This window comes from Mesorhizobium sp. WSM4307 (assembly GCF_007003945.1).
GTDB lineage: Bacteria > Pseudomonadota > Alphaproteobacteria > Rhizobiales > Rhizobiaceae > Mesorhizobium.
Genome location: NZ_VFTB01000015.1, coordinates 45872 through 60383, shown reverse-complemented (window position 1 = coordinate 60383; position 14512 = coordinate 45872). Strand labels below are relative to the sequence as shown.

The window sequence follows — 14512 nt, the reverse complement described above, 5'->3', positions numbered from 1 at the left end:
ATCCTGGCCGGCGCTACTCCAGATGTGTGACGCCTTTACGACGTCGGCTTAGCGATCGCGGCTCAGCCCTTTTTCGGCAAGCTCCGCCAGATAGGCATTCCAGCGCTCATCCTTCTCGTGGCCAAGCGTGTGCAGATAGTTCCAGGTGAAAATGCCGGTGTCGTGGAAATCGTCGAAGGTGATGCGCACCGCATAGTTGCCGACCGGCTCGATCTTCAGGATGGCCACATTGCGCTTGCCGGGAACCGTCACACGCTGGTCGGGCGAATGGCCCTGCACCTCGGCCGATGGCGAGGCGACGCGCAAAAGCTCCGCCGGCAGTTCAAATGGCTGGTGATTGGGAAAGGTGACCGACAGCAGCTTGCGGTCCTTGGAGACCCGGAGTTCTTTTGGCGCGGTCATGCTGTTTGATCCCGTATCGATTGCCCTTCCCTACGCCGCTTCGCGACAGGGGAAAAGTCCTGGTAGAGGACCGACGCAAGGTGTCGGCTCCGGGATGTTACCAAAGATCGAGAAGCGGTATCTTGAATGGTGGGCTGGATCGTATCACATAGCTGTATATAACGACGCCGGTAACGGCCACGGGAAACGCTCGAACATGAACATGATCGACCCTTTCGGTCGCACGATCAGCTATCTCAGAGTGTCGGTCACCGACCGCTGCGATTTTCGCTGCACCTACTGCATGGCCGAGGACATGGCCTTCCTGCCGAAGAAGGACCTGCTGTCGCTGGAAGAGCTGGATCGGCTCTGCACCGTTTTCATCGAGAAGGGCGTCAGACGGCTGCGCCTCACCGGCGGCGAGCCACTGGTGCGCAAGAACATCATGCATCTGGTGCGCCAGCTCTCGCGCCACCTCGATAGCGGCGCGCTGGAAGAACTGACGCTCACCACCAACGGCTCGCAGCTGTCGCGCTTCGCCGCCGAGCTCGCCGATTGCGGCGTCAAGCGCATCAACGTCTCGCTCGACACGCTGGATGCGGACAAGTTCCACCAGATCACCCGCTGGGGCCATCTCGACAAGGTCATGCAAGGTATCGATGCCGCTCAGGCGGCCGGGCTCAAGGTCAAGCTCAACGCGGTGGCGCTGAAGGATTTCAACGACGCCGAACTGCCCGACATGATGCGCTGGGCGCATGGCCGCGGCATGGATCTCACTGTCATCGAAACCATGCCGATGGGCGAGATCGACGCCGACCGCACCGACCAGTATCTGCCGCTGTCGCTGCTGCGCGCCTCGCTGGAACGCCAGTTCACGCTGGCCGACATTCCCTTCAAGACCGGTGGCCCTGCACGCTATGTCCACGTCGCCGAGACCGGCGGAAAGCTCGGTTTCATCACACCCATGACGCATAATTTCTGCGAAAGCTGCAATCGCGTCCGGCTGACCTGCACGGGCACGCTCTATATGTGCCTCGGCCAGGAAGACGCGGCCGATCTGCGCGCGCCGTTGCGCGCATCCGAAGGCAACGAACTTGTCGCCGACGCGATCGACGAGGCCATCGGCCGCAAGCCGAAAGGCCATGATTTCATCATCGACCGCCGCACCAGCCGTCCGTCGGTGTCCCGGCATATGAGCGTCACCGGCGGCTGATTTTTTCCCGATTTGGTGCAAGACTATCTTTGGTCACAAGGCCAAGGGGGCATCGTGCTGCGTCTTTATCGTATAGGCTTGTCGTCGCTGACCACTGTTCTGTTCTTGGCGACGCCCGTCACAACAAGTGCAAACGCCAAGCCCTTCACCTATGCGAACGCGCGTTTCGGCACCGTCTGCACCTTTCCCGATGAGATATTCACCGATCGCCAGCCCGAGCCGGAAAATGGCGACGGACAGGTTTGGCTGAGCGCGGATGGCGCCAGCCTGACCTGCTCCGGCATCCTCAACGTCGATGACGACACGCCGAAAGGCTTTGTCGCCGATGAAAACGCAAGCAAGGAACCTGACTACACCGTTACCTACAGCAAGACCGGCAAGAACTGGGCGGTGCTGTCGGGCATGAAGGATGGAAAGATCTTTTATGAGCGGCGCCTGTTCGGCAGAGATGGCGTCATCCGCACGGTCTGGATCGATTACCCGCCAGCCCTGAAGTCGAAATACGACCCGCTGGTCGGCGCGATTGCCGGCAGTCTGAAGGGACAGTGAGTATTTCGGATCACACCCCAGAAAAAGTCTTGTCCGCGAACCGCCGCCGGATTTACGGCCACATTGTTCCGGCCTAGCCTTCCCCTGAAAGCGGCTTTTCGCTGATAGGGGAAACGTCATGCGCAAACTCATTCTTTCTCTTGCATTGCTCGGCCTTGCGGCCGTGCCCGCGGCGGCGCAGTCGATCGGTGGAACCTATACCGTCGCCGGCACCAATTTCGACGGATCGAAATATGATGGCGAAGCCACCATCACGCTGACCAGCGGGACGACTTGCGCGATCCACTGGGAGACTGGCGGTTCTTCGTCCGATGGCATCTGCATGCGCAACGACGATGCATTCTCCGCCGGCTATGTCATGGGCAAGGACATCGGCCTCGTCGTCTACAAGGTCGAGGATGACGGGTCGCTGCATGGCCTGTGGACCATCGCCGGCAAGGAAGGCAACGGCACCGAAGTGCTGACGCCGAAGCAATAGACATCGGCAGCCGGTACGTTCCGGGAGGCGAAGCCGCCTCCCGACCAGATCCGCGCCGAATTGAGGACGTGATTTCACGCCGGCGATGACGAATGCCCGGTCCTGGCCCAGCCCTTTGCCATTGCTGTTTCGTGGCGGGCTGTTACAGGCTTGCTTCCCAAGCAACCGGTGGATGTCTTGCCTCTTTCCCCAAATCTTCGCGGCGCGTTGTTCATGATGGTGGCGATGGTTGGCTTCACGCTCAACGACGCCATCACCAAATACTCTTCGCAATCGATGAACATGGCGCAGGTCATGCTGATCAGAGGAGCCTTTGCCTCGCTCTTCGTCGGCCTGCTGGCCTGGCAACGCGGCGCGCTTTTGCGGCCGCGCCTGATGCTGCAGCCGCTGGTGGCAATCCGCGTGCTGGGCGAAGCTGGCGCCACCGTGTCGTTCCTGGTGGCGCTTGCCCATTTGCCGATCGGCAGTGTCTCGGCCGTTCTTCAGGCGCTGCCGCTGGCGGTGACGATGGGTGCCGCGCTGTTTTTCGGCGAAGCGGTCGGCTGGCGACGCTGGCTGGCAATCGCAGTCGGTTTTGCCGGCGTACTGGTCATTGTGCGGCCCGGCTTTGATGGCTTCAGCATCTATTCCCTTTGGGCGCTGGCCAGCGTCGCCTGCTGCACCGTGCGCGACCTCGCCACCAAGCGCATCCCCCAAACCATACCGACCATGCTCGTCTCGACCGCGACCGCGCTGGCAATGACCGGCGTCGGCGTGGTGCTGTTGTCGCCGATGGGTGGCTGGACGCCCATGACCGGCAAAAGCACGGCGCTGCTGGCGCTGGCCGCGGTGCTGGTGCTCATCGGTTATCAATTCATCATCATGGCGATGCGCTCGGGCGAGATCTCCTTCATCGCGCCGTTCCGCTACACAGCGCTCCTCTGGTCCATCCTGCTTGGCTTGATCGTCTTCGGCGACATTCCCGACATGCCGATGATCGTCGGCGCGACAATCGTCGTCGGTTCGGGTCTCTACGCGCTCTATCGCGAGCGCGTGGTCGGTCGGCGAAGGATCGTCGCCGAAACCACTGGGCCGGCCATGGCGCCGGATGGAATCTAGCCGGGTCTTGTGATTTCCGGCGGCTGGCGTACAGGCTCGATGCATGAGGCGAGATATTGCAGGGATCGTTCTGGCCGGTGGCCAGTCAAGTCGGATGGGAGGCGGCGACAAGAGCCTGTTGCCGCTCGGCGGCGGCAGCGTGCTTGAGCAGGTCCTGTCGCGCCTTGGCCCGCAGATCGAAACCCTGGCGCTGAGCGCCAATGGCGATCCCGAACGCTTTTCCCGTTTCGGACTGCCCGTGCTTGCCGACACCGTCGAAGGCTTTGCCGGGCCGCTTGCCGGCATTCTGTCCGGCCTCGAATGGGCGGCCGCTGGCACACCTTGCAAAACGGTCGTTACCGCCGCCGGCGACACGCCTTTCCTGCCGCTAGACCTCGTCGCGCGTCTGGCGGCGGCAGCCGGCGAACATCCAGGTTCAATTGCCGTCGCCTCCTCGGCCGGCCGGCTCCACCCGACCTTCGCGCTGTGGCCGACGGACTGTCGCGACGCCTTGCGGCATTTCCTGGTCGATGAGGACAACAGGCGCGTTTCGGCCTTCATCGAGCGCCATGGCCATGTCGAGGTGGAATTCCAGGTCCTGCAATTCGCTGGCCGGCCGCTCGATCCTTTCTTCAACATCAATGTGCCGGACGATCTTGCCCAGGCCGCGCGCCTGTTGCAGAGCATGACATCATGAACGTCTTCGGCATCACCGGCTGGAAAAACTCCGGCAAGACCACCCTCACAGAAAAGCTGGTCGCCGAGCTTGTGCGGCGCGGCTGGAAGGTCTCGACGGTCAAACACGCCCATCATGATTTCGACATCGACAAGCCGGGCGCCGACAGCTTCCGCCATCGGCAGGCCGGCGCCACCGAGGTCGCGATCGTGTCGGGCAACCGCTGGGCGCTGATGCATGAATTGCGTGGCGAGGATGAGCCGCCACTGGAGAGCATCCTCTCGCGACTCGCCCCATGCGACATCGTGCTGGTCGAAGGCTACAAGCGCGAATCACACCGCAAGATCGAAACGCGGCGCCTGGAAGCGAGGGACCGGGCGCCGCTTTCGGCAGGCGATCCCAATATTGTCGCCATCGCCGCCGATTTCGCCGTCACGGACGAGAGCCTGCCGGTATTCGACCTCGACGACGTAAAATCGATAGTCGACTTCATCGAGCGCATCACCGGCCTCGTTGCTTGGGATGTAACGTAACGGCAGAACCCCATTGCCGATTTCGGTGGTTTTGCAGTTGCTTTTTTCTTGGAAAGAGTGGGAGTATCGCCTCAGCGGGCGGTCAAAAGCACCGCCCCATAGAGCCGTTTCGGAACGACGGCCGGGACCATAAAGAGAGGACTATCATGCGTATTGCACTGCGTATCGCGCTCGCCGCATCGGCTGCGCTGCTGACGCTCGGCGTAGCCCAGGCCCAGGAAAAGACCCTGCGGATCGGCACCGAAGGCGCCTATCCCCCGTTCAACAACCTCACCTCCGACGGCAAGCTCGTCGGCTTCGACATCGACATCGCCCAGGCGCTTTGCGATCAGATGAAGGTCAAGTGCACCTTCGTCGCCCAGGATTGGGACGGCATCATCCCGGCACTTCAGGCCGGCAAGTTCGACGCTATCGTCGCCTCGATGTCGATCACGCCGGAGCGCAAGGAGAAGGTCGACTTCACCCACAAATACTACAACACCCCCTCGGCTCTCGCAGTGCCGAAAGACAGCACGCTGAAGGGTGTGACCAAGGAAGATCTCGCCGGCAAGACCATCGGCGTCGCCACGACGACCACCCATTTCAACTATGCCTCGAAGACCTACACCGACAGCACCGTGAAGGGTTATCCGAGCAGCCCCGAGGAGCAGGCAGATCTGGCCAACGGCCGCCTCGACGCCATCGAGGACGATATCGTGGTGCTGCAGCAATGGCTGGACACGCCAGATGGTGCCTGCTGCAAGATTCTCGGCCAGCCCTCGCCGCAGCCGGTCGAGATCTTCGGACCGGGCGCCGGCATTGCCGTGCGCAAGGGCGAGACCGATTTGGTCAACAAGCTCAATGAGGCCATCGACGCCATCCGCGCCAATGGAAAATACAAGGAAATCAACGACAAGTACTTCAAGTTCGACGTCTTCGGCGCCGAGTCCTGATAGACAGGATCAAGACGGCGGGGAAATTCCCCGCCGTCTTTCTATTCATCCTGGGAACGTCGTGGGGATAACACCTGTCAATGCCAGCCCAAAGCATATGGACACTTCTCAGTTGGGGACCTGATGGCTGGAGTGACGACATTGCCTATGGCGTCATTGTAACGGTTCTGCTTGCGCTGGCGACGCTCCCCATTGGGTTGACGATCGGTTTTTTCATTGCGCTGGGCAAGCAATCCGAGGAGCCGTCGCTGCGCCTCGCCGCCAATATCTACACCACGGTCTTTCGCGGCCTGCCGGAACTGGTGACGCTTTTCCTGTTCTTCTTCGGCATGCCGATCCTGCTGCAACATCTCATCCGGTATTTTCGCCCCGAAGCGACCATCGACGTCAACAGTTTCGTGGCCGGCATGATCGTGCTCTCGCTGATCTTCTCGTCCTATGCCAGCGAGGTTTTCCTCTCGGCCTTCCGCGCCATCCCGAAGGGGCAGTATGAGGGTGGCTATTCCATTGGTTTGTCCAGATGGCAGACAATGCGCTTGGTGATCCTGCCGCAGCTGCTGCGCATTGCCTTCCCCGGTCTCGAGAATTGCTGGCTTAGCCTTCTCAAGGACACGTCGCTGGTCTCGGTCGTCGGTCTTGCCGAGACGCTGCGCAACGCCGGTGTGGCGGCTCGCGTCACCAAGCATTCGTTCCTGTTTTACAGCATTGCGGCTCTGGTCTTTCTGGGTCTGGCCGTCGTGTCATCCTTCGCCACCAGCGCCATTTTGCGCTCGCTTGGCAAACGGGAGGCACAACGATGAGCGCCACAGCCGCCATGGTCGAGCGGCCGCCACCGCGGACCCGCGGCTGGCCGCGACCGCGCATCGTCGGCTACGCGCTGGTCTGCCTGTGGATCGCCTTTGGCCTCGGCATCGTCGGCTATCTGTTTTTTGCCTGGAACCCGGCCTTCTTCGCCAAATATGCGCCGGCCTATCTGAGCGGGCTGGGCGTTACCTTGTCGCTGGTCGCCATTTCGATGGTGCTTGGCGCCGTCCTGTCGATGCCGGTTGCTTACGGGCGTATGTCCAGGAACCGGATCCTGGCCGGTCTTGCCTACTGTTACGTCTATTTTTTCCGGGGCACGCCGCTGCTGGTTCAGACCTTTCTGGTCTATTACGGGCTGGGGTCGTTCAGGCCGGAACTCCAGATGATCGGGCTTTGGGATTTCTTCAAGGACGCCTTCAACTGCGGCGTCTTCGCCTTTGCGCTCAACACCGCTGCCTACCAGGCCGAAATCCTGCGCGGCGCCGTCGAAAGCGTGCCCAGGGGCCAATGGGAAGGCGCCGCCTCCCTCGGCCTGCACAAATTGCAGACGCTGCGCAAGATCATCCTGCCGCAAGCTCTGATCGTCGCCTTGCGGCCCTACGGCAATGAGCTGATCCTGATGGTCAAGGCGTCCGCCATCGTCGCCATCATCACCGTGTACGACCTGATGGGTAATGCAAAACTCGCCTTTGCCAATTCCTTCGACATCCAGGCCTATATCTGGGTCGCCCTGGTGTACCTGGTGATGGTCGAGTTGTTGCGCCATGCGATCGAATGGATCGAGCGCCGGATCACCATCCACCTGAAGCGTTGACGGATTTCCATATTGCCTGCACCAGTCGATCAGTCCGCAGGCGTCTTGACGAATTGAGCGCAGGGCCTAGAACGGTTCACCGTTTCGCAGAAACGCCGAACCGCTCTATCTCTTTGTTTTGATGCAATTCCGGAGGGAAAACCGCTTCACACTTTTCCTGGAATTGCTCTAGAGCTTCCGCAGCAATTTCGCTTCCGTCTGAAGGGCAAGTTCATGGCATCTGTGGCATTTCTCGGTCTTGGCGTGATGGGCTATCCCATGGCCGGCCACTTGAAGAACAAGGGTGGTCACGACATCACCGTCTACAACCGCACCAAGGCCAAGGCCGAGCAATGGGTTGGCCAGCATGGCGGCGGCCTTGCAGTGACGCCGGCAGAGGCAGCCAAGGACAAGGACTTCGTCTTTTCCTGCGTCGGCAATGACGACGATCTGCGCTCGGTGACGACAGGTCCCGAAGGCGCCTTCAAATCGATGAAGAAAGGCTCGGTCTTCATCGACAACACCACGGCTTCGGCGGAAGTCGCGCGCGAACTGGCGGCAGCAGCGGAGGCAGGTGGATTTTCATTTCTCGACGCGCCGGTCTCCGGTGGCCAGGCCGGCGCCGAGAACGGCGTGCTGACCGTCATGGTCGGCGGCGATCAGGCTGCCTTCGACAGAGCGAGGCCCGTTATCGACGCTTTTGCCCGCATGGTCGGGCTGATGGGCTCGGCTGGCGCCGGCCAGCTCACCAAGATGATCAACCAGATCTGCATCGCCGGGCTCGTGCAGGGACTGTCGGAAGGTATCCATTTCGGCAAGAAGGCCGGGCTCGATATCGAGAAGGTGATCGAGGTGATTTCCAAGGGAGCCGCCGGTTCCTGGCAGATGGAAAACCGCCACAAGACAATGAGTGCCGGCAAGTATGATTTCGGCTTTGCCGTCGACTGGATGCGCAAGGATCTTGGCATCTGCCTGGCGGAGGCCGACCGCAACGGCGCCAAGCTGCCGGTGACCGCGCTTGTCGACCAGTTCTACAAGGATGTGCAGGCCATGGGTGGCAAGCGCTGGGACACCTCCTCGCTGCTGGCGCGCCTGGAGAAGTAGGCGATCATGTCCCTGCCCGCTCCAGACTGGACCGCGCAGGACATCGTCGCGCATCTGCGCTCGATCGGCACCGAGGAAAACCGCGCCGGCATGGCGCGGTTCGGCATCAACATCGCGACCGCGCTCGGTGTCGGCAACACGGATTTGCGGCCCTTGGCGCGCAAGCTGAAGCGCAACCACGAACGATCCCTGGCGCTGTGGACCAGCGGCATTCGCGAAGCGCGGATGCTGGCGGCTTTCACCGGCGAACCGAAGAAGATCACCATTGAGGAATGCCGTAGCTGGGCCGACGATTTCGATTCCTGGGAAGTCGTCGATACCGTCTCCGACCTGTTCGTCGATACGCCGTTCTGGCGCACGCTGATCGAGGAGTTTGCGGTCGACGAGCGCGAATTCGTCCGCCGCACGGCCTTTGCCATGTTGGCATGGGCGGCCGTGCATTTGAAAAAGGAGCCGGACGCGACTTTCCTGTCCTATCTGCCCTTGATCGAAGTCCATGCCGGCGATCAGCGCAACTTCGTCAGGAAAGCCGTCAACTGGGCGCTGCGGCAGATCGGCAAGCGATCGATGAGCCTGCACGCCCCTGCCCTGACCCTGGCACAGAAACTCGCCGACTCCCCAGACAAGACCGCGCGCTGGATCGGCAAGGATGCCGTGAAGGAACTGTCGGATGCCAAAACGCTCGAACGCCTCGCCGGCAGAAACGTTTGACCTCGCCAACATCCGCTTCACCGAGGTGACGCCGGCAACACGCGGCAGCTTTGAGACCCTGTTCGAGCAGCCGGGTGCGCCAAAATATTGCTGGTGCATGGCCTGGCGGAACTCTGACCGCGAGCACATCAAGAACGATGAAAAGAAGCGTCAGATGATGGCGCTCATCGATGCCGGCACCCCGGTCGGCATCCTCGCCGAGATCGACGGCAACACCATTGCCTGGTGTTCGGTCGCTCCGCGCGAGACCTATCGCAGGCTTTCAAGGCGGCAGGACGACAGCGAGACGGGCGTATGGTCGATCGCCTGCTTCTATGTGCCGAGGGCCTTGCGCGGCGGCGGCCTAGCTTCGGCCTTGCTTGATGCAGCCATCGATCATGCTTTCGCCAAGGGCGCGCGCATCATCGAGGCCTATCCCGTGGCGGAGGCGTCGCCGAGCTACCGTTTCATGGGCTTTCGCGACATGTTCGCGTCGCGCGGCTTCCATGAAGCCGGCATGGCTGGTTCTCGCCGACATGTGATGCGGCTCGCGCATTGACGTCATTGGCCGCGGCGTCTTTACTCGGCCGCAAAGGAAGCGGCATGAGCATTCATTTCAAATCAGTCCTGGCGCTCGCGACCGCGCTGTCCCTGTGCGCTGCCGGCGCTTCGGCCGAAACCATGCACATCTTTTGGAAGGATTTGCGCCCGGCGAGCCAGGCCGTCGCCGAAGACACCGGCCTGCCGATGATTGCGGCTAAACTACCCGATCATGGCGAGACGCTGTCGCTCGGCTTGCAGGACAAGACGGTACAATTAGCCGGCTACGCGTTGCCGGTCGATCGCGACGGCGACCTCGTCTATCAGTTCCTGCTGGTGCCATGGACCGGCGCGTGCAGCCACATGCCGACGCCACCAGCCAATCAGATCGTGCTGGTGACGCCAGCCCATCCCTACAAGATGTCGCAAGCCTACCAGTCGGTCGCCGTCACCGGCGCCCTGAAGCCGGACATGGAGAAAAGCCAGCTGTTCATTCTGGATGGCGTCAGCGTCATCCAGTCGGGCTATAGCGTGCGCAGAGCACAGGTGGTTGGGGTCGACACCGTGCCTGATGCCGTCACCCTGCCGGTGAACTCGCCCTGGACGTTCCTGAACAAAAAGAAGAACTAATCGGGCTTGCGCTCAGGCGGCGTTGGCGCCCGATTCCTTGTCCAGCACCATGTAATCGAGCGGGATTTCAGTGGTGTACTTGATCTGCTCCATGGCGAAGGATGACGACACGTCACGGATCTCGATCTTGGCGATCAGCCGCTTGTAGAAGGCGTCGTAGGCGGCGATGTCAGGCACCACGACGCGCAAGAGATAGTCGACGTCGCCGCTCATGCGGTAGAACTCGACCACCTCGGGAAACTCCTGGATGACCTCGGAAAAGCGGCGCAGCCATTCGTGGCTGTGCGAATTCGTGCGGATGGAGACGAAGACGGTGACCCGCACATTGACCTTCTCATGGTCGAGAATGGCGACGCGACGCTTGATGACGCCTTCCTCCTCGAGCTTCTGGATGCGGCGCCAGCAGGGCGTGGTCGACAGGCCGACTTTCTTGGCGACATCGGCCACCGCGAGTGTCGCGTCCTCCTGCAGGAGGCGGAGAATTTTTCGGTCAAGGCGGTCCATTAGAGGCTCCTGAGGAATAGTTTGGCTATATTCCCCTTTATTTCGGGCTTTCACAAGAAAGAAATTCTGCCAATCGCTATGAAAGCGAGTGATTTCTTGCTGAATGCCTAGCCGAGGCGATAGCGGATTTCCGAGCGCAGGAAAGGCAGCAAATCCATTTCAAACCACGGATTCTGCTTCAGCCAGCCGCTGTTGCGCCAGGACGGGTGCGGCAGCGGCAGCACCTTTGCGCCGACGGAATTCTCCCAGATGGCACGCCAGTCCTTAACCGTCTCCGTCAGCGAGGGCCGGCGCGCGGCGCCCATATGCCAGGACTGCGCGTAGATGCCGATAGTCAGCACCAGGTCGATCCGCGGCATCAGCGCCATCAAGGGCGTGCGCCAGGCCGGCGCGCATTCGCGCCTTGGCGGCAGGTCACCACCCTTGGCATCCTGGCCGGGAAAGCAGAAGCCCATCGGCACGATGGCGAATTTCTCGATGTCGTAGAATTCGTCGCTGGTCACGCCGAGCCAGTTGCGCAGGCGGTCGCCCGAAGCATCGGTGAACGGCATGCCCGACAGGTGAACCTTGGTTCCCGGCGCCTGGCTGGCAATCAGGATGCGGGCACTGGACGAAGGCCGCAGCACCGGCCGCGGCTCATGCGGCAGCGGCCTGCCGGCGGGGTTTTCGACGCAGATGCGGCAGGCCCGGACTTCTGCGGCAAAATTGTCCAGTTCCAGGGTCAAGCGGCGGCACTCGGCCGGCTGGAGATCGCCTGATGCCAACGCAGGACATTGGTGCATTCCTCCGGTACGTTGATGCGCGCCGGCTTCATGAAGTCGATGGCGATCAGGCCGGTGATATCGGCGATCGAATAGCTGTCGCCGGCGGCGAATTCCCGCTTCGCCAACTCGCCGTCGAGGATTTTCAGGAACTCCAACGCCTTCGGCTTGTTGGCCTCGCCCCATTCGGGGATTTGTGGGATTTCCCATTCCTTCATGGCCGGATGAATGTGGCGAAACGCCTGCGCGACGCAGCTGAGCAGGTTGAACTCCATCCGTCTCTGCCACATCTCGACCTGTGCCTTGCCGAGCGCGCCGCGTCCGAACAGGGCCGGCTCCGGATGCAACTCCTCGAAATACCGGCAGATGGCGACGGATTCGGTGATGACGGTGCCATCGTCAAGCTCCAGCACCGGCAGGCGCTGCAAAGGGTTGCGAGAGCTCACCGTTTGGCCCTTGTGCTCCAGCGCGCCCATGTCGACGGACACCAGCGGAACAGCGATCCCCTTTTCGGCGAGAAAGACGCGTACCCGCCGCGGATTGGGCGCCCGGCCACCGTCGAAGAGCTTCATTTCGATCCTCCCTTTCCTTCCAAGCCGATACGCCTCACCAGAAGCGAAAAATCTCCCGCACGGCGTCGCCGATCGACGCCAGCGTGCCGTGTTTTCGCTCCACCACTTCGCCGTGATGGCTGTCGCGCCAGTCCTGCGGTTGATCGAACGTACCAGCCCAGATACCGACCTTGGCGGCCCGGGCGGTTGCCTCCTCACTTTCGAAGTCGCCAAAGGCAACCGCCCAACCCGCCTCGACCTGAGCGCGGTTGAGGTCGGTGCCGCCGGCCTTGCAGTCGCCAAGCAACCGGCCATAGCGATCCCGCTGCCAGCCGCTGCAGGTAACGGGCCTGCCGGCGATCAGGCGCACCAGGGACTGGCGCGCAAGCGTGCCGCAGGCATAGTCGCTGCCGTTCCTGCGGCAGGTCTGCGTGTATTCCGGGGCGTCGATGCCGCGCATGCGGATGCGCTCGGTGCCGAGCGTGATCGAGTCGCCATCATTGATGATGGCAGCGCCTTGAGTCTGGCGCGTCTCCACCCGATCGAGGCGCGCCGCCAACAGGATCAGCAGCCCCAGAATGATGATGGCCAGCCCATAGTCCACCACCTTGCGCCACAGGCTTCTCGGGCGCGGCGTCGTGTACCGCCGGCGCGATCTTGGCGACCAGGAACGGCTCATATGGCAAACGGTTGGTTAATCATTCGAACGTAGCTTAACACCTTGGAACCGCTGCACGCATAAATCGAAGTTTTTGATGCCCTTGCAACGCTCGAACACAGCGGACAAGTTCATTGTGGACCGCAGGAAACGGCATCGCAACAGCGATGTCGCGCGTGCGGTGCGCAAGACGCGCGACCGTCTTTCGCAGCAAGCCGGCAATCCCGATTTCGACCGCGAATTGTTGAAACTCCACGCCGGCGCCATGACAAGCGGCGCCGTGGCGATCCCGCTGTTCGTCCTGGCGATCGCCGCTGGCGGCTGGCTCGCCGGCGTCGGTAATGAGATCGGGCTCTGGGCGTTGTTCACGCTCATCTGCTATACGATCGTCGCCTTCATGGCACGGCGCATCGAGCGCACGGAAGCCTCCGAGCTTAACCCCTTGCAAACGCGACGGGAATTTCTGGTCGGCCATTTTCTTTGCGGCCTCGGCTGGGGCTGGTTCGTCGTGCTCGGCTGCGGCGCCTGCGCTGTCGACCAGTTTCAGGTGGTCAAGGCGGTGGTGCTGCTTTTTGCCATGGCCGGGACGGCGCTCATGGCTTCATCGCTGAGCGGCGCGCTGCTGGCGACTTTTGCCGTGCCGGTGGCGCTCTACGCCTATGTCGGCACCAGGCTGTGGATGCCGGTCGAGGCGGTCATGGCCGGGCTGCTTGTCCTGTCGCTGCCTTTCTTCGTCTATGTCGCCCGTCAGCTCAACCGCGCCTCGCTGATGCTGTTGTCGTTCCGCTCCGAAAAGGATGCGTTGATCGCCGAACTGGAGACAGCGAAATCCATGTCGGATGAGGCGCGGCGGCGGGCCGAGGATGCCAATCTGGCAAAGTCGCGGTTCCTCGCTTCGATGAGCCATGAATTGCGCACGCCGCTCAACGCCATTCTCGGCTTTTCCGAGGTGATGGCGAACGAGGTGCTGGGGCCGATGAGCAATCCCACCTATCGCGATTATGCCCATGACGTGCATGATTCCGGCCAGCACCTGCTCGACCTGATCAACGAGATCCTCGACCTGTCGCGCATCGAGGCCGGTCGCTACCAGCTCAACGAAGAGCCGGTGATGCTGCTCAACATCGTCGAGGATTGCTGCCACATGATGGAGTTGAAGGCGCGCAACAAGGATATCCGCGTCATCCAGGATTTCGAACAGACATTGCCGCGGCTGTTCGCCGACGAGCGTGCCGTGCGCCAGATCACGCTCAACCTTCTCTCCAACGCCATCAAATTTACCGCCACCGGCGGCGAGATCCGCGTCCGCGTCGGCTGGACGGCGGGCGGCGGGCAATACATCTCCGTCAAGGACAATGGCCCGGGGATTCCCGAGGACGAGATCCCGGTCGTGCTCTCGGCTTTCGGCCAGGGCTCGATCGCCATCAAGAGCGCCGAACAAGGCACCGGGCTCGGTCTGCCGATCGTGCAAGGCCTGCTTGCCATGCATGGCGGCGAATTCGAGCTGCATTCCAAGCTGCGTGAAGGCACGGAGGCGATTGCCATCTTCCCGCTGAGCCGGGTGATGGAAGAACTGCCGGCGTTGCCAACCGCGGCGGTGGCGGCGCGACGGCGTTAGGCGACCGGCCTCAAAGGGGA

The 14512-nt window shown here is 61.8% G+C and carries 19 protein-coding genes; 14 read left to right on the top strand and 5 right to left on the bottom strand.

Features of this window, described 5'->3' with window-relative positions; genetic code table 11:
* Positions 1–48: 48 nt before the first annotated feature.
* Entirely contained in the window at positions 49–402 is a 354-nt protein-coding gene (locus FJV83_RS30645) for a DUF971 domain-containing protein (protein ID WP_010909462.1), read from the bottom strand.
* A gap of 196 nt (positions 403–598) precedes the next feature.
* On the opposite strand from FJV83_RS30645, the gene moaA reads away from it, so the two are divergent.
* From moaA to FJV83_RS30580, 13 genes are all read left to right on the top strand, one after another.
* Entirely contained in the window at positions 599–1594 is a 996-nt protein-coding gene (gene moaA, locus FJV83_RS30640) for a GTP 3',8-cyclase MoaA (RefSeq protein WP_095793068.1), read from the top strand.
* A gap of 54 nt (positions 1595–1648) precedes the next feature.
* Positions 1649–2143 (top strand): hypothetical protein, encoded by a 495-nt coding sequence (locus FJV83_RS30635; RefSeq protein WP_185973468.1) that lies wholly within the window; start codon positions 1649–1651, stop codon positions 2141–2143.
* A gap of 118 nt (positions 2144–2261) precedes the next feature.
* A complete protein-coding gene (locus FJV83_RS30630; RefSeq protein WP_095774425.1) occupies positions 2262–2621 on the top strand; it encodes a hypothetical protein in 360 nt (119 codons plus the stop codon).
* A 177-nt stretch (positions 2622–2798) separates the two neighbouring features.
* Positions 2799–3719, top strand: a complete 921-nt coding sequence (locus tag FJV83_RS30625; RefSeq protein WP_095774482.1) for a DMT family transporter — start codon at positions 2799–2801, stop codon at positions 3717–3719.
* A gap of 43 nt (positions 3720–3762) precedes the next feature.
* Positions 3763–4395 (top strand): molybdenum cofactor guanylyltransferase MobA, encoded by a 633-nt coding sequence (mobA, locus tag FJV83_RS30620; RefSeq protein WP_142887104.1) that lies wholly within the window; start codon positions 3763–3765, stop codon positions 4393–4395.
* On the top strand, positions 4392–4907 hold the full coding sequence (mobB, locus tag FJV83_RS30615) for a molybdopterin-guanine dinucleotide biosynthesis protein B (RefSeq protein WP_095774423.1): 516 nt from the start codon (positions 4392–4394) through the stop codon (positions 4905–4907). The genes mobA and mobB overlap by 4 nt, the downstream gene beginning before the upstream one ends.
* A 146-nt stretch (positions 4908–5053) precedes the next feature.
* Positions 5054–5839 carry an ABC transporter substrate-binding protein gene (locus FJV83_RS30610; protein ID WP_095774422.1) on the top strand — a complete coding sequence of 262 codons (786 nt, stop codon included), beginning with the start codon at positions 5054–5056 and terminating at the stop codon, positions 5837–5839.
* Between the two features lie 80 nt (positions 5840–5919).
* Complete coding sequence (locus FJV83_RS30605) at positions 5920–6639, top strand: ABC transporter permease (RefSeq protein WP_095774421.1); 720 nt, start codon at positions 5920–5922, stop codon at positions 6637–6639.
* The gene (locus FJV83_RS30600) at positions 6636–7457 is read left to right on the top strand and encodes an ABC transporter permease (protein ID WP_095788761.1); all 822 of its coding nucleotides are present in this window, start codon (positions 6636–6638) and stop codon (positions 7455–7457) included. The genes FJV83_RS30605 and FJV83_RS30600 overlap by 4 nt, the downstream gene beginning before the upstream one ends.
* Positions 7458–7670: 213 nt before the next feature.
* The gene (locus FJV83_RS30595) at positions 7671–8540 is read left to right on the top strand and encodes an NAD(P)-dependent oxidoreductase (protein ID WP_095774419.1); all 870 of its coding nucleotides are present in this window, start codon (positions 7671–7673) and stop codon (positions 8538–8540) included.
* A 6-nt stretch (positions 8541–8546) separates the two neighbouring features.
* Positions 8547–9251 carry a DNA alkylation repair protein gene (locus tag FJV83_RS30590; protein ID WP_142887102.1) on the top strand — a complete coding sequence of 235 codons (705 nt, stop codon included), beginning with the start codon at positions 8547–8549 and terminating at the stop codon, positions 9249–9251.
* Positions 9211–9789, top strand: a complete 579-nt coding sequence (locus tag FJV83_RS30585; protein WP_142887101.1) for a GNAT family N-acetyltransferase — start codon at positions 9211–9213, stop codon at positions 9787–9789. The genes FJV83_RS30590 and FJV83_RS30585 overlap by 41 nt, the downstream gene beginning before the upstream one ends.
* A 44-nt stretch (positions 9790–9833) precedes the next feature.
* Positions 9834–10400 (top strand): DUF3299 domain-containing protein, encoded by a 567-nt coding sequence (locus FJV83_RS30580; protein WP_142887099.1) that lies wholly within the window; start codon positions 9834–9836, stop codon positions 10398–10400.
* A gap of 12 nt (positions 10401–10412) precedes the next feature.
* Here FJV83_RS30580 and FJV83_RS30575 read toward each other — a convergent pair whose 3' ends face one another.
* The 4 genes from FJV83_RS30575 to FJV83_RS30560 form a co-directional block, all read right to left on the bottom strand.
* Entirely contained in the window at positions 10413–10904 is a 492-nt protein-coding gene (locus FJV83_RS30575) for an Lrp/AsnC family transcriptional regulator (protein WP_006205209.1), read from the bottom strand.
* Between the two features lie 107 nt (positions 10905–11011).
* A complete protein-coding gene (locus FJV83_RS30570) occupies positions 11012–11686 on the bottom strand; it encodes a uracil-DNA glycosylase family protein (RefSeq protein ID WP_095774415.1) in 675 nt (224 codons plus the stop codon).
* Positions 11626–12237, bottom strand: coding sequence for a glutathione S-transferase (locus tag FJV83_RS30565; protein ID WP_095774414.1), 612 nt, complete (start codon positions 12235–12237; stop codon positions 11626–11628). The genes FJV83_RS30570 and FJV83_RS30565 overlap by 61 nt, the downstream gene beginning before the upstream one ends.
* Before the next feature lie 34 nt (positions 12238–12271).
* Entirely contained in the window at positions 12272–12895 is a 624-nt protein-coding gene (locus tag FJV83_RS30560) for a thermonuclease family protein (protein WP_142887097.1), read from the bottom strand.
* A 76-nt stretch (positions 12896–12971) separates the two neighbouring features.
* Here FJV83_RS30560 and FJV83_RS30555 point away from each other — a divergent pair, with 76 nt between their 5' ends.
* A complete protein-coding gene (locus FJV83_RS30555) occupies positions 12972–14492 on the top strand; it encodes a HAMP domain-containing sensor histidine kinase (protein ID WP_142887095.1) in 1521 nt (506 codons plus the stop codon).
* The last annotated feature ends 20 nt before the right edge of the window (positions 14493–14512 follow it).

What these genes read in the sequence shown, in the direction of transcription:
- FJV83_RS30645 (WP_010909462.1), bottom strand. Translation starts at nt 402, where the DNA reads ATGACCGCGCCAAAAGAACTCCGGGTCTCCAAGGACCGCAAGCTGCTG.
- moaA (WP_095793068.1), top strand. Translation starts at nt 599, where the DNA reads ATGAACATGATCGACCCTTTCGGTCGCACGATCAGCTATCTCAGAGTG.
- FJV83_RS30630 (WP_095774425.1), top strand. Translation starts at nt 2,262, where the DNA reads ATGCGCAAACTCATTCTTTCTCTTGCATTGCTCGGCCTTGCGGCCGTG.
- mobA (WP_142887104.1), top strand. Translation starts at nt 3,763, where the DNA reads ATGAGGCGAGATATTGCAGGGATCGTTCTGGCCGGTGGCCAGTCAAGT.
- mobB (WP_095774423.1), top strand. Translation starts at nt 4,392, where the DNA reads ATGAACGTCTTCGGCATCACCGGCTGGAAAAACTCCGGCAAGACCACC.
- FJV83_RS30610 (WP_095774422.1), top strand. Translation starts at nt 5,054, where the DNA reads ATGCGTATTGCACTGCGTATCGCGCTCGCCGCATCGGCTGCGCTGCTG.
- FJV83_RS30605 (WP_095774421.1), top strand. Translation starts at nt 5,920, where the DNA reads ATGCCAGCCCAAAGCATATGGACACTTCTCAGTTGGGGACCTGATGGC.
- FJV83_RS30600 (WP_095788761.1), top strand. Translation starts at nt 6,636, where the DNA reads ATGAGCGCCACAGCCGCCATGGTCGAGCGGCCGCCACCGCGGACCCGC.
- FJV83_RS30595 (WP_095774419.1), top strand. Translation starts at nt 7,671, where the DNA reads ATGGCATCTGTGGCATTTCTCGGTCTTGGCGTGATGGGCTATCCCATG.
- FJV83_RS30590 (WP_142887102.1), top strand. Translation starts at nt 8,547, where the DNA reads ATGTCCCTGCCCGCTCCAGACTGGACCGCGCAGGACATCGTCGCGCAT.
- FJV83_RS30585 (WP_142887101.1), top strand. Translation starts at nt 9,211, where the DNA reads ATGCCAAAACGCTCGAACGCCTCGCCGGCAGAAACGTTTGACCTCGCC.
- FJV83_RS30580 (WP_142887099.1), top strand. Translation starts at nt 9,834, where the DNA reads ATGAGCATTCATTTCAAATCAGTCCTGGCGCTCGCGACCGCGCTGTCC.
- FJV83_RS30575 (WP_006205209.1), bottom strand. Translation starts at nt 10,904, where the DNA reads ATGGACCGCCTTGACCGAAAAATTCTCCGCCTCCTGCAGGAGGACGCG.
- FJV83_RS30570 (WP_095774415.1), bottom strand. Translation starts at nt 11,686, where the DNA reads ATGCACCAATGTCCTGCGTTGGCATCAGGCGATCTCCAGCCGGCCGAG.
- FJV83_RS30565 (WP_095774414.1), bottom strand. Translation starts at nt 12,237, where the DNA reads ATGAAGCTCTTCGACGGTGGCCGGGCGCCCAATCCGCGGCGGGTACGC.
- FJV83_RS30560 (WP_142887097.1), bottom strand. Translation starts at nt 12,895, where the DNA reads ATGAGCCGTTCCTGGTCGCCAAGATCGCGCCGGCGGTACACGACGCCG.
- FJV83_RS30555 (WP_142887095.1), top strand. Translation starts at nt 12,972, where the DNA reads ATGCCCTTGCAACGCTCGAACACAGCGGACAAGTTCATTGTGGACCGC.